The organism is Kribbella voronezhensis, assembly GCF_004365175.1.
Taxonomy (GTDB): domain Bacteria; phylum Actinomycetota; class Actinomycetes; order Propionibacteriales; family Kribbellaceae; genus Kribbella; species Kribbella voronezhensis.
This window is the reverse complement of record NZ_SOCE01000001.1, coordinates 2,160,531-2,173,488: the sequence shown is the minus strand read 5'-3', so window position 1 is coordinate 2,173,488 and position 12,958 is coordinate 2,160,531. Positions and strand designations below refer to the sequence as shown.

Sequence of the window (12,958 nt, the reverse complement as noted above, 5' to 3'; positions counted from 1 at the left end):
GCCCGGACGCAGCGCCCGGGCCCCTCTCTTCCTTCCCCTGCGAAGGTCTTCGTCAGCCGATCTGCGCCTGCAGTTCGGCGGCGTACGTCGCGACTTCGGCGTACACGCCCGGGTTGCCGGCGTCCGCGCAGCCGATGCCCCAGGAGACGACACCGAACAGGCGCCCGTTCAGTACCAGGGGACCGCCCGAGTCGCCCTGGCAGGAATCCTTGCCGCCGTTCTCGTAGCCGGCGCAGATCTCGCCCGCCGGCGTGTAGCCCTGGCCGGCGTAGACGTCCGAGCAGTACGGGTCACCGAGCACGGGCACGGCGACCTTCTGGAACGTGTCGTCCGGCCCGGTGCCCTCGGTGCCGCCCCAGCCATAGACGACCGAAGCCGCTCCGGCGGTGTCGGCCGCAGTGCTGGTCTCCAGCGCCAGGGTGGGTACGCCGGTGAACGGCGTGGCCAGCGTCATCACCGCGACGTCGTGCCCGCCCTCCTTGCCGTACGCCGGATCCACCCAGATGCTGCTGATCTTCGACTCCTTGCCGGTCGACTTGTCACTCAGCACGTCACGCCCCTGTATTGCGGTGTAGGTGCTGGCGGCTTCCGTGGAGCAGTGCGCAGCAGTGACGATCTTGTTCGCCGCTACCAGCGTGGAGCCGCAGTATTCACCAGTCGGATCAGGCGACGCGCTGTTGGACAGCTGGATCGCCCACGGGGCATCGGCCGTGTGGGCGATGTCGCCACCGACGATCCCCGTCTCCGGTTCGCCGGGAGCCGGCGCGGCCGACGCGGACAGCGCGCCGATCGATGCCGTCGTCAGAACACCGGCCGCCAAAAGGGCGCGAACCAGCTGAAGTCTTGCCATGCCTCACACTCCAAGCAGATAAGGGCCGCGCGGGCGTCGCGGCCTACCCGCACACTCTCCCGACCACCCTCGGTAGCGCACCTCCCACTTCCGGTAACACGAAAGCTATGACCTGACCTGGAGGCCGCCCCGCGAGCCGGGCACGCTTGGGGGCGCAGCTCAGCGGGCGACGGAGGAGCCGCGTGGAGGGTGGGCGGGAGCCGGCGACGGTAGGAGCTGGGACGGGGCGGGTCGGCGTACGCGAGTTTTGTCGGTGGCGGCAGAGAGGATTGGAGGGTGACTACGCAGGGGTTGTCGGTGGCGCAGGCCAGGCGGGTGGCGTTGGCTGCTCAGGGGTTCATGGATGCCCGGCCGAGGGGGGTGCCGGATATGCGTGCCCTGAGTCGGGTGCTGGGGCGGATCGGGTTGATCCAGATCGACTCCGTCAACGTGCTGAGCCGCGCGCAGTACTTGCCGTTGTATTCGCGGTTGGGGCCGTATCCGCGTGACCTGCTCGACCGGGCCGCCGGGAAGGCGCCGCGGAAGTTGGTGGAGTACTGGGCGCATGAGGCGTCGCTGATTCCCGTCGAGACGCATCCGTTGATGCGGTGGCGGATGGCTCGGGCGACGACCGAGGCGTGGGGCGGGCCGCGGGCGATCGCGGTGCAGCGGCCGGATCTGGTCAAGCAGGTGCTGGCTGATGTTCGCGAGCACGGGCCGCTGACCGCGCGCGAGATCGACGACGACGTGGAGCGCGATCGGGACAACTGGGGGTGGAACTGGTCAGACGTGAAGCGCGCCTTGGAGTTCCTGTTCTTCGCCGGCGAGATCACGGTGGCCCGGCGGAACCAGCAGTTCGAGCGGATGTACGACGTACCGGAGCGGGTGCTGCCGGCCGCGGTGCTCGCTACGCCGACGCCGTCGTCGGAGGAGGCGCATCGCGGGCTGGTGTCGATCGCGGCCCGGGCCCACGGGGTCGCGACGGCGCAATGCCTGAAGGACTACTTCCGTACGTCGCCCGCGCCGACCGCGCAGGCCATCCGCGAACTGGTCGAGGAGGGTGAGTTGCTGCCCGTCCCGATCGAGGGATGGAAGCGAGCGGCGTACTTGCACCGTGACGCGCGACTGCCCAGGCGCGTGAACACCCGTGCGCTGGTCAGCCCGTTCGACTCGCTGGTCTTCGAGCGCACCCGCACGGAGGTGCTCTTCGACTTCTACTACCGCATCGAGATCTACGTCCCGGCGGAGAAGCGCGTCCATGGGTACTACGTGCTGCCGTTCCTGCTCGGTGACCGCTTGGTCGCCCGAGTGGACCTCAAGGCGGACCGCACGGGAGGCGTCCTACTGGTCCAATCCGCCCACTCCGAGCCCAAGGCGCCTGCCGAGACCCCCGAGGAACTCGCCGCCGAGCTGATCCAGCTAGCAGGCTGGCTCGGCCTCACGCAGGTCCGCGTCGTAGGCGGCGGCGACCTGGCCCCCGCCCTCAGCCACGCCCTCCGTGGCTCCTGAGCCCGCGCCGACGGCGAGCGCGCCAAGCGGCAACTGGCCGGACTGCTGCACGCCGAGAGGGCTCATCACCTGGTTTGACCGCGGCGCCGCGCGCCCCTGCTCGCCGTAGTACCGGAACTTTTCGCGGCTCCCACTCGTGGGTTGGGGAAGGGTGCGGCTCACGCCGGGCGGTGGGTTGACGCGCTCGGCCCAGTACGATGGGCGGTGCCCGCCAGGCGGGCAGTCCGTGCTGCCCTCGTCACTGGGCACGCATGGTCAGGCACCCGCCGCATTGAAGGCTGCACAGTCAAGGAGTGGACCCCCCACGATGAAGGCGTTCGACAAGTTACTGCGAATCGGCGAGGGCAAGATCGTCCGCCGGCTCGAGGGCATCGCGAAGCTGGTCAACTCGATCGAGGACGACTTCGTGAACATGACCGACGAGGAGCTGCGCGGCCAGACGGCCGAGTTCAAGCAGCGAGTCGACAACGGGGAGTCCCTCGACGCGCTGCTCCCGGAGGCCTTCTCGGTGGTCCGCGAGGCGGCCAAGCGAACCCTTCACCAGCGCCACTACGACGTCCAGATCATGGGTGGCGCGGCGCTGCACCTGGGCAACATCGCCGAGATGAAGACCGGTGAGGGCAAGACCCTGGTCGGCACCCTCCCGACGTACCTGAACGCGTTGTCCGGCAAGGGCGTCCACGTGGTCACGGTGAACGACTACCTGGCCCGCTTCCAGGCCGAGTGGATGGGCCGGGTGTACCACTTCCTCGGCCTCGACTACGGCGTGATCCTGCCGGAGATGAGCCCGGCCGAGCGCCGGATCGCCTACGCCAAGGACATCACCTACGGCACCAACAACGAGTTCGGCTTCGACTACCTGCGCGACAACATGGCGAGCGACATCGCCGACTGCGTGCAGCGCGAGCACAACTACGCGATCGTGGACGAGGTCGACTCGATCCTGGTCGACGAGGCCCGGACCCCGCTGATCATCTCCGGCCCGGCCGAGGACTCGCAGCGCTGGTACGTCGAGATGGCCAACCTCGCGGCCCAGCTGAAGCCGCGGTTCGCCGACGACAAGATCCCCGAGGAGCAGCGCCCGGTCGCCGACTACGAGGTCGACGAGAAGAAGCGCACGGTGGCGATCCTCGAGCGCGGCATCGAGAAGGTCGAGGACCGGCTCGGTATCGACAACCTGTACGAGTCGGCCAACACCCCGCTGATCAGCTACCTGAACAACGCGTTGAAGGCCAAGGACCTGTTCCGCCGCGACAAGGACTACGTGGTCGTCGACAACGAGGTCCTGATCGTCGACGAGCACACCGGCCGCACCCTGCACGGCCGCCGCTACAACGAGGGTCTGCACCAGGCGATCGAGGCCAAGGAGAAGGTCGAGATCAAGGAGGAGTATCAGACGCTCGCGACCATCACCCTGCAGAACTACTTCCGTCTCTACAACAAACTGGCCGGCATGACCGGTACGGCGATGACCGAGGCGGCCGAGTTCTCCAAGATCTACGGTCTCGGCGTGGTCCCGATCCCGACCAACAAGCCGATGGTCCGCGCCGACCAGCGCGACCTGATCTACCGCACCGAGGACGCCAAGTTCGACGCCGTGGTGGAGGACATCGCCAAGCGGCACGAGACCGGGCAGCCGATCCTGGTCGGTACGACGAGCGTGGAGAAGTCCGAGCGGCTCTCGAACCAGCTGCGCAAGCGCAACATCCCGCACGAGGTGCTGAACGCCAAGCAGCACGCGCGGGAGGCCGCGATCGTCGCCGAGGCGGGCCGCAAGAACGCCGTCACGGTGGCCACCAACATGGCCGGCCGTGGTACCGACATCATCCTCGGCGGCAACCCCGAGCACCTGGCCGACAAGGACCTGCGGGCCCGCGGGATCGACCCGGTCGAGAGCCCGGAGGAGTACGAGGCGGAGTACCCGAAGGTCCTGGAGAAGTTCGAGCAGCAGGTCAAGGACGAGCAGGTCGAGGTCCGCGAGGCCGGCGGTCTGTACGTGCTGGGCACCGAGCGGCACGAGTCGCGCCGGATCGACAACCAGCTGCGTGGTCGCGCCGGCCGTCAGGGCGACCCGGGCGAGTCCCGGTTCTACCTGTCGCTCGAGGACGACCTGATGCGCCTGTTCAAGCGCGAGATGGTCGACTGGGCGATGTCGCGCAACGACGACGACACGGTGCCGCTGGAGAACAAGGTCGTCACCAAGGCGATCGCGTCGGCCCAGTCCCAGGTCGAGGCGCAGAACTTCGAGACCCGGAAGAACATCCTCAAGTACGACGACGTGATGAACCGGCAGCGGCACGTCGTGTACGCCGAGCGCCGCCGCGTGCTCGAGGGCGCGGACCTGCAGGAGCAGGTGCTGGACATGCTGGACGAGACCGTCACCGGCTACGTGCAGGGCGCGACCGCCGACGGGTTCGCGGAGGACTGGGATCTTGACGCGCTGTTCACCGCGCTCAAGACGCTGTACCAGACCGAGCTGACCGAGGAAGAGCTGGTCGAGGAGGCGGGCGGCGACCGGGCCGGCCTGACCCCGGACTTCCTGATCGAGCGGTTCGTCACCGACGCCCGCGAGGCGTACGCACGGCGCGAGGAGCTGCTCGGCAGCGACGCGATGCGCGAGCTGGAGCGCCGGGTGGTGCTCAGCGTGCTGGACCGCAAGTGGCGCGAACACCTGTACGAGATGGACTACCTGCGCGAGGGCATCGGCCTGCGCGCGATGGCCCAGCGCGACCCGCTGGTGGAGTACCAGCGTGAGGGCTACGACATGTTCGCCGCCATGATGGAGTCCATCAAGGAGGAGTCGGTCGCCTTCATCTTCAACGTCGAGGTCGACATCGAGGCGATGCAGGCCGACCTCGCCGCGCAGGCTGAGCTGGCCGAGCTCGAGGAGACCGAGGCCGAGGACATCTTGGTGCCGGGTGCTCCGGTCGCCGAGTTCCCGGGCCGGCAGTCCGGCGAGGACGACGAGGACCGGCCGCAGGACACGCCGCGGCCGCAGGACGCCCCGAAGTTGCGCGCCAAGGGCCTGAGCGGAACGAGCCGTCCGCAGAAGCTGTCCTACTCGGCGCCGACCATCGATGGCGACGACGAGGTGTCCGTGCACATGGACGCCACCGAGGGCGGCGCCCTGGAGTACGCCGGTACGCCGCGCAACGCGGTCTGCCCGTGCGGCTCCGGCAAGAAGTACAAGCGGTGCCACGGCGACCCGGCCTCGGACGTCTACAAGAGCTGACGCAGGCAACGAAAGCCCGTCCCGGGTATCGGGGCGGGCTTTCGCCGTTTGTGACCCCCGACATGGCCCCGGGGCGCGGCGATGTGGTGCTCTGGTGACCTGCGAAAGGAGCCGCTGATGGGGACTTGGCTGACGGAGAAGTTCGGGCTCACCGTGCCGGTGGTCGGTGCGCCGATGGCGAACGTGAGCGGCGGCCGGCTGACGGCCGCGATCTCGGCGGCCGGCGGACTGGGCATGCTCGGCGCCGGTTCCGCGGTCACCGCCGACTGGATCCGGACCGAAGGCGCGATCGCCGCGGCGAGTGGCAAGCCGTACGGGGTCGGCCTGATGGCCTGGTCCGTCGCCGACCGTCCCGAGCATCTCGAGGCGGTGCTCGAACTGCGGCCCGCCCTCGTGTCGCTCAGCTTCGGCGACCTCACGCCGTACGTCGAACCGCTGCGGGCGGCCGGGATCGTCGTGGCGATGCAGGCCGGCACCGTCGCGGACGCGCGGGCGGGGATCGCGGCCGGTGTCGACGTGATCGTTGCCCGCGGCGCCGAAGCCGGCGGGCACGGCCGCAACGAGGTCGGCGCACTTCCTTTGCTGCAAGCGATTCTGGACCTCACCGACCTCCCCGTCCTCGCGGGCGGCGGCATCTCGGGCCCGCGTGGTCTGGCCGCCGTACTCGCGGCCGGTGCGGCCGGCGGCTGGATCGGTACCGCGTTCCTCACGGCCGAGGAGGCGCTGACGCCCGAGCCGTCGCGGCGGGCCCTGATCGAGGCCGACGAGACCGCCACCGTCTACGGCACGGTCTTCGACGCCGCATCACGAGCCGGCTGGCCGGACGAATTCGGCGGCCGCGCTCTCCGTAACGCGTTCTATGACCGCTGGGAAGGCCAGGAGCCGGCCCTCAAGTCGGACGACGCCGGTCACGACGAGTACGTCGCGGCCACTAAGGCGGCCGACCCGACCACCGCCTCTCTGTACGCCGGCCAGGGCGTGGGCGCGCTGCGGAAGAACAGCACTGCCGCCGACGTCCTGGCCGACCTCGCCACCTATCGCACCTATCTGGAGCAGGCCCTCTAAAGCAAAGTCCGCAACGACGGCTGTAAGTAGTTGCTATGAGCATCCACCAACTCGTTGCACAGGGCCCATAGTTGATCCGCCGGAAGAGCGGTGGCCGGATCCATCAGCAACGCCTGCCGGATCGAGAGCGGGTCGTCCTCCAAGGCAGCGCGGACGACCAGTTCGTTGACGTTCACATAGGACCGGTTCAGCGCCGCGCACTGGGCCGGCAGAGCGCCGACCGCTGTGGGCTGAACACCCGAACCGTCAACCAGGCAAGGGACTTCGACCACAGAACCACCGGGCAGGTTGGGGATGACTCCATGGTTGGCGACGTTCCCGTAGATCGTCCGGGGCGTCCCCGTCACGATGCTGTGGATCACCTGCGGCGCGTACTCCATGGTGCCCTCGACCGCCAGAGGTTCACCGCGTTTCAGCGCATCGCGGGTCCCTTCGTACAGCGCCACGTTCTCCTCGACGATCCGCAGATAGTCGCCGATCGGCAATCGCAGCCGCTCCACCTCGGACTGGTGTGACAAGTACCAGGGCACGTACTCCGAGGAGTGCTCGCTCGTCTCGGTCGGGTAGTAGCCGAGCCGCCGATACATGTCGACCCGGACCCGCCGCTCCAACTCCGGCTCCCGCGCGATCCGCTCGTCCAGCAGGGGATAGAGATCCTCGCCGGCGCGTTCGAACCGCAGTACCCAGGCCTGGTGGTTGACGCCGGCGGCGAGGTAGGTGACCTCGCCGTACGGGACTCCCACCAGGTGGGACAGGTCGTTCATCGTCCAGTAGACCGAGTGGCAGAGGCCGACGACGTTGCGGACGCCGAGCGCCCCGAGGTACCAGACGTTCATCGCCATCGGGTTCGTGTAGTTCAGCAGCCAGGCATCCGGGCACGTCGCGGCGATGTCCTCGGCCAGTCCCTTGAGCACCGGAAAGGTCCGGAGCGCCCGGAAGACGCCACCGACACCGAGCGTGTCGCCGATCGTCTGCCGTACGCCGTACTTCGCCGGCAGTTCGAAGTCGATCCGGGTGGCGTCGTTCATCCCGACCTGGACGATGTTGATCACGAAGTCGGCGCCGTCGAGCGCCGCCCGTCGTTCGAGGTGCGCGCTGATCTGCGGCTGCGCGCCACGCTGGTCAGCGATGTACTGCGCGGCTCGGGCGGCTGTGTCGAGCCGCTCGGGATCGATGTCGTGCAACGCGATCTCGAGCTCGCCCAGGTCCGTGAAGCTGAACAGGTCGGCCAGCAATCCCTGCGTGAACACGACACTGCCCGCGCCGATGAACGCGATCCTGGTCATCGGGCACTCTCCAGCGCCAGGTCCCAGTCGGGCTGGGCCGCGGTACCGCCCGCTGCACGGGTCGACAGCGAGCCGCAGGCAGCCGCGATCGCGAGCGCTTGCGGCCGGCCCAAGCCACGCAGTACGGCGGTGACGAAGCCCGCGTCGAAGCTGTCGCCCGCGCCGACCGTGTCGACCGGTTCGATCGGCAGCGCCTCGGCCCGGAGTACGGAGGATCCGTCGTGGGCGATCGCCCCGTCGGCTCCGTTCTTCACCACCACCAGCGGTCCGCGCCGGGCCAGAATTCCGGCGGCGTCGGCGAGGACGGGGTGGCCGGTGAGCGCGTGCGCCTCGGCCGCGTTCGGCAGCAGGATGTCGGTGACGCGCAGAACGGGGTCGAGCACCATCCGGTCCCAGCGGTCGGCCGGGTCGTCGTTGGTGTCGAGCGAGGTGGTCGCCTTGTTGCTCCGCGCCTCCTTGAACAACCCGGCCAGCCCGCTGGCCAGCTCCGGCATCAGGTAGAACGACGCCGCGTGCACATGCCGGACCGACCTGAGCAACTCGGCCGGTACGTCGTACGCCGTGGTGGCGGGCAGGCAGCCGGCAGCGGTCAGGATCGCGCGATCCCCGGCCGACGTGAGCACCGTCGTCAGCGGCGTCGGCAGGATGGCGTCGACCACCAGCGCGGTGGTGTCGACGCCGCGTTCTTCCAGCGCCGCGCGGACGAAGGCGCCGGCCGGGTCGTCGCCGATCCGGCCGGCGAACGCGACGCTGAGGCCGAGCCGGGCGGCACCGCAGGCCATGATCGCGGCGGATCCACCCAGGCACAGCGATCCCGTCGGGACCAGGCGTTCGCGCTGTCCGAAGGTGAGGGGTTGGTTCACCGGGCCGATCACCACGTCGGGATTGGCGTCGCCGATGACGAGCAGGTCGAAAGTCTTCATATCAGCCTTTGAGTCCGGTAGCGGCCAGCGAGCGGATGAACGCCTTCTGGGCCAGCAGGAAGCCGAGCAGCACCGGCAGCACGGTGATGACGTTGCCCGCCATCACGGCCGCCCATTGGGTGTGGTGCTGGCCCTGGAAGGTGGTCAGTCCGAGCTGGAGGGTGTAGTTCGAGTCATGGTTGATCGCGATCAGCGGCCAGGTCAGGTCGTTCCAGGTGCTCAGGAACGTCAGGACCGCGACCGTGCTGAGCGCGGGCCGGGCGAGCGGGAGGACGACGGAGACCAGGATCCGGAGCCGGCCGCAGCCGTCGATCCAGGCTGCCTCCTCCAGTTCGCGCGGCAGCGTGACGAAGAACTGGCGGAACAGGAACACCGAGAACGGCGTCACCAGCGAAGGCACGATCAATGCGCCGAGGGTGTCGATCAGGCCGAGATCCTTCATCACCAGGAAGGTCGGGATCATCGTGAGCTGGAACGGGATCACCATCGTCGCGAGCATCAGCCCGAGCAGCAGCCGCGAGCCCGCGAAGCGCATCCGCGCGAACGCGTACCCGCCGAGCGAGCCGAACACCAGGTTCGCCGTCACCGCGACGGCCGAGACGATGAACGAGTTCAGGAACCACCGGGGAAACAAGGCGTTCCCGAGCACGAACCGGTAGCCGTCCAGCTTGATCCCCGACGGCCACAGCGCCGGTGGGAACTTGTTGATCTCCGCATTGCTCATCACCGAGCTGACCAGCAACCAGATCAACGGCAGCGCGAACAGCAACGCCAGCGGAGCCAGGACGAAGTGCCACGGGCTGAACGGCAGCTTCTTCATCGGACCCCCTTCCGTCGGCGCTGGTACAACTGCAGAGCCAGTCCAGCGAGCAGTAGTGCGACAGCCAACGCGTACGCCGCCGCGGCGCTGTAGCCGGCCGTGAAGCTCTTGAACGCCTTCTCCCAGATGAAGTAGACGATCACCGTCGTCGATCCCAGCGGGCCGCCCTTGGTGGTGACGAAGACCAGATCGAACACCTGCAACGCGTTGATCACCTGAAACAGCGCGAGAAACACGGTGACCGGAGTGAGCGTCGGCAGCACCACATGCCGCAGTACGCCGGCTCGTCCTGCTCCGTCGATCCTGGCCGCCTCGACCAACTCGCCCGGAACCCCTTGCAGGGCAGCGAGATAGACGATCACACAGAAGCCGGTCCCGCTCCACAACGAGATCGCGACCAGCAGGTAGAGCGCCTGGCCGGGATCGCTGAAGAACCCTTGCGCAGGCAGGCCGAACTTGTGCAGCACCGAGTTCGCCGCCCCGAACTCCGGGTCGAGCACGAACGAGAACAGCACGCCCTGCGCTGCCGCCGACACCACGAACGGCACGAACACCAGCGTGCGGTAGATGCTGATGAACCGGATCTGCCGGTCCAGCATCAAGGCGATCCCCAGCCCGCCGACGACGCTGAGCGGAACGTACAGCGCCGTGTAGACCAAGGTGTGCTCGACCGCCGCCTGGAACGCCGGGTCGGCGGACAATGCCTTGTAGTTGGCGAATCCGACCCACCGGCTCGGCGAGACGAGGTCGTTGACCTGGAACGACAGCAACAACGACCACAGCACCGGCACGATGCTGAGCCCGAGGATGATCAGCACCGACGGACTGACGAACGCCCAGGCGGTCGCCCCTTCACCCCTGGTACGACGCTTCGCCGCGGCCCGCCGGGCTCGTGGATCGATCGTGAACGTGCCGACGACGCTGGCCATCAGTTCGGCACAGCCAGGATGGAGTTGGACTGCTCGACGCAGTCCTTCAGCGCGTCGGCCGGTGACTTCTTGCCCAGCAGGACCGCGACGATCGCCTGGCCGAGTTGCTGGGAGATCTTCGGGTACGCCGTGATGGTCGGCCGGACCCGGGCGGTCTCGAGCGAATCCACGAAGACCTGCAACCCCGTAGTACTGGTGGCGTGCTTCTTCCACTCGGGCAGTGCGGCCGACGCGGTGGTCAGGGGGAGGCTGCCACCTTGGATGTCCCAACGCACGTCCTGCTGGGGATTCGTCAGCCAGGTGAGGAACTCGGTCGCGGCCTTGACCTTCGCGGAGCCGTTGTCGAACACGGTCCAGGTGTCCGGCCCGGAGATCGTCAGCGGCTTACCGGAGTACGAGGGGAGCGGGGCGACGCCGTAGTCGAGGCCCTTGTCGATCACGTCGGGGAGCTGCCAGGGGCCGGTGGCAACCATTCCCATCCGGCCACCGAGGAAGACCTGGTAGAGCTGCTCGCCACCGGGCTTCGGGTCGACGTACAGGGACTTGTCGGTGCGCAAGCGGTCGAGCGTGCCGAGTGCCTGCTCGCCGACCTTGTCGAAACCGACGGTCTTGCCGTCCGCGCTGACGACGTCACCGCCGAGGTCCCAGATCATCGGCCACAGCCGCCAGACGGTGTCCTCGTCGCCGACGCCCGGCCAGCCGGTGCCGAAGACGCCCTTCCCTGGATTGGTGAGCTTCTGCGCGGTGGCGATGAAGTCGTCCCAGGTCCAGCCCGCCTTCGGCACCGGCACCCCGGCCGCCGCGAAGAGCTTCTTGTTGTAGACAACGCAGAGCGAGTCGACCAGGGCCGGCATCGCGCGCACCTTGCCCTGCACGGTCACCGCGTCCCTCGCGGCCGGCCAGTAGTCCTTGAGATCCACGGCCGAGGTCAGGTCGGCCACCTGGGGACTGCGGGTCATGCTGGCCAGATCCGAGCCGAAGATGTACGCGATGTCCGGGAAGGACCCGGCCGCCAGCCCCGCAGTGACCTTCTGCAGCATGCTGTCGGCGGTCACCCCGCCACCACCACCGACCACCTTGATCTTGGGATGGGTCTTGTTGAACTCGTTGACCAAGGCATCGATCGCCTTCTTGCCGGTGTCGACCTGGCCGTGCCAGAGATCGATCGTGACGACGCCGTCGGCGCCGGCTCCGTCGTTCCCGGACTTGCCACAGGCGCCGAGGGTGCCGGCAGCGGCGAGGACGGCGGCCGCGCGCAGGACGTCGCGACGGGATGGTGATGACATGGGTGACCTCCTGAGAGGACTACTGGTGGAGGATGGGGGTCAGCAGGTCTTGCGGACGTAGCCGCTGTCGCCGGGGACGGAGACGTCCACGTCGCGCTGCACGATGCTCAACCTGGTGCCGAAACCGCTGCAGGCCTTCTTCCGGCCGCTGTCGGTGTACTCGATCACGATCACGTTGTTGCCGAAGGCAGCGGTGTAGTCGCCGCACTCGTCGTACTGACCGCATTCCTCGGCGACCGCGAAGTCCAGGCCGACCGACTGACGCGAACCGGCCAGTTCCACGGTGTTCTTCTGGGCGATGGCGAGGTTCTTCGTGTGCGCGTGGGTGGCCAGGAGTTTCAGGTACGCCTTGGCCTGGCCGGTGGTGATCAGGTTCTTCGAGCGGCTGTAGCTGTCGTAGTTGTCCGGCTCGATGCCCTGGTAGCCCTTGGCTGCGCAGCCGTCGATCCAGCCGTTGACCTTGGCCGCGATCCGGGTCTGCTTGGCGGTGGTGCGGATGTCCAGGAGCGCCTCGCCCCAGTCCTCGTCGATCACGACGTTGCCCTGGGCGTCGCGCAGCAGCAGGTCGGAGTCCCACTGGCTCTGCTCACCGGGCTGGACCTGGAAGGCGTTGACGTAACAGATGTTGTAGAGGCCGGCAGCGGGTGCGGCGGTCCGGTCGCGGGTGACGACCTGGACGCCCGACGGTGGCTTGTAGGCGCCGCCGATCTGGTAGTCGAACTTGGCGTGGGTCGGCGGGAGGGTGGCGGCTGCCGAGGCGTCGTTGCGGCTGAGCACCGAGACGAGGGCCGTCAGTGCCAGGGCGGCAGCGAGACCGGCGAGCAGCAGGCGGCGGGAGAGCGGGCGAGATTCGGACACGATTGGCTCCATCGGTCCCGTGGACGCTACCCCGCCTCGGGCACGAGCCCTGGCGCCGGAGTACCGGACTTCGGACGCTGGGGCCCTCTACCGGCTGGGTGCGTCACTCGGCACCAATTCCTTGGTGCCTGGCGCCCTAGTTAAGCGATGCGGTAGCCGCCTCGTCAAGGGAGAGACTGCAAACGACTGCGTGGAACTTCTCGAAGAGCGCGTTACTGCGC

10 protein-coding genes are annotated in these 12,958 nt (G+C 68.3%); 3 read left to right on the top strand and 7 right to left on the bottom strand.

Annotated features, from left to right (window positions below):
* Positions 1 to 52 precede the first annotated feature (52 nt).
* On the bottom strand, positions 53 to 850 hold the full coding sequence (locus tag EV138_RS09770) for a S1 family peptidase (protein WP_133978062.1): 798 nt from the start codon (positions 848 to 850) through the stop codon (positions 53 to 55).
* 339 nt (positions 851 to 1,189) lie between these two features.
* Between EV138_RS09770 and EV138_RS09765 the strand changes: the two genes are divergently transcribed.
* The 3 genes from EV138_RS09765 (at position 1,190) to EV138_RS09755 (ending at position 6,635) form a co-directional block, all read left to right on the top strand.
* Positions 1,190 to 2,338, top strand: a complete 1,149-nt coding sequence (locus EV138_RS09765) for a winged helix-turn-helix domain-containing protein (protein WP_133981816.1) — start codon at positions 1,190 to 1,192, stop codon at positions 2,336 to 2,338.
* A 307-nt stretch (positions 2,339 to 2,645) separates the two neighbouring features.
* A complete protein-coding gene (gene secA, locus EV138_RS09760) occupies positions 2,646 to 5,570 on the top strand; it encodes a preprotein translocase subunit SecA (RefSeq protein ID WP_133978061.1) in 2,925 nt (974 codons plus the stop codon).
* A 117-nt stretch (positions 5,571 to 5,687) separates the two neighbouring features.
* Positions 5,688 to 6,635 carry an NAD(P)H-dependent flavin oxidoreductase gene (locus EV138_RS09755; protein WP_133978060.1) on the top strand — a complete coding sequence of 316 codons (948 nt, stop codon included), beginning with the start codon at positions 5,688 to 5,690 and terminating at the stop codon, positions 6,633 to 6,635.
* Here the strand turns inward: EV138_RS09755 and EV138_RS09750 are convergent.
* Genes EV138_RS09750 through EV138_RS09725 form a run of 6 tightly spaced genes read right to left on the bottom strand, consistent with a single transcriptional unit; the run spans position 6,632 to position 12,737 of the window.
* The gene (locus tag EV138_RS09750; RefSeq protein ID WP_133978059.1) at positions 6,632 to 7,921 is read right to left on the bottom strand and encodes an alpha-glucosidase/alpha-galactosidase; all 1,290 of its coding nucleotides are present in this window, start codon (positions 7,919 to 7,921) and stop codon (positions 6,632 to 6,634) included. The two genes, EV138_RS09755 and EV138_RS09750, sit on opposite strands and share 4 nt — an antisense overlap.
* Positions 7,918 to 8,844: a carbohydrate kinase family protein gene (locus EV138_RS09745; RefSeq protein WP_133978058.1), complete on the bottom strand. Its 927-nt coding sequence runs from the start codon at positions 8,842 to 8,844 to the stop codon at positions 7,918 to 7,920. The genes EV138_RS09750 and EV138_RS09745 overlap by 4 nt, the downstream gene beginning before the upstream one ends.
* A gap of 1 nt (position 8,845) precedes the next feature.
* Positions 8,846 to 9,664 carry a carbohydrate ABC transporter permease gene (locus tag EV138_RS09740; RefSeq protein WP_133978057.1) on the bottom strand — a complete coding sequence of 273 codons (819 nt, stop codon included), beginning with the start codon at positions 9,662 to 9,664 and terminating at the stop codon, positions 8,846 to 8,848.
* Positions 9,661 to 10,593, bottom strand: a complete 933-nt coding sequence (locus EV138_RS09735) for a carbohydrate ABC transporter permease (RefSeq protein WP_133978056.1) — start codon at positions 10,591 to 10,593, stop codon at positions 9,661 to 9,663. The genes EV138_RS09740 and EV138_RS09735 overlap by 4 nt, the downstream gene beginning before the upstream one ends.
* The gene (locus tag EV138_RS09730) at positions 10,593 to 11,879 is read right to left on the bottom strand and encodes an ABC transporter substrate-binding protein (protein WP_133978055.1); all 1,287 of its coding nucleotides are present in this window, start codon (positions 11,877 to 11,879) and stop codon (positions 10,593 to 10,595) included. The genes EV138_RS09735 and EV138_RS09730 overlap by 1 nt, the downstream gene beginning before the upstream one ends.
* A 39-nt stretch (positions 11,880 to 11,918) precedes the next feature.
* A complete protein-coding gene (locus tag EV138_RS09725) occupies positions 11,919 to 12,737 on the bottom strand; it encodes an endo alpha-1,4 polygalactosaminidase (protein ID WP_238158045.1) in 819 nt (272 codons plus the stop codon).
* Between the last annotated feature and the right edge of the window lie 221 nt (positions 12,738 to 12,958).

Coding starts and splice junctions, on each gene's coding strand:
- secA (WP_133978061.1), top strand. CDS start 2,646: ATGAAGGCGTTCGACAAGTTACTGCGAATCGGCGAGGGCAAGATCGTC.
- EV138_RS09730 (WP_133978055.1), bottom strand. CDS start 11,879: ATGTCATCACCATCCCGTCGCGACGTCCTGCGCGCGGCCGCCGTCCTC.
- EV138_RS09740 (WP_133978057.1), bottom strand. CDS start 9,664: ATGAAGAAGCTGCCGTTCAGCCCGTGGCACTTCGTCCTGGCTCCGCTG.
- EV138_RS09770 (WP_133978062.1), bottom strand. CDS start 850: ATGGCAAGACTTCAGCTGGTTCGCGCCCTTTTGGCGGCCGGTGTTCTG.
- EV138_RS09765 (WP_133981816.1), top strand. CDS start 1,190: ATGGATGCCCGGCCGAGGGGGGTGCCGGATATGCGTGCCCTGAGTCGG.
- EV138_RS09735 (WP_133978056.1), bottom strand. CDS start 10,593: ATGGCCAGCGTCGTCGGCACGTTCACGATCGATCCACGAGCCCGGCGG.
- EV138_RS09755 (WP_133978060.1), top strand. CDS start 5,688: ATGGGGACTTGGCTGACGGAGAAGTTCGGGCTCACCGTGCCGGTGGTC.
- EV138_RS09745 (WP_133978058.1), bottom strand. CDS start 8,844: ATGAAGACTTTCGACCTGCTCGTCATCGGCGACGCCAATCCCGACGTG.
- EV138_RS09750 (WP_133978059.1), bottom strand. CDS start 7,921: ATGACCAGGATCGCGTTCATCGGCGCGGGCAGTGTCGTGTTCACGCAG.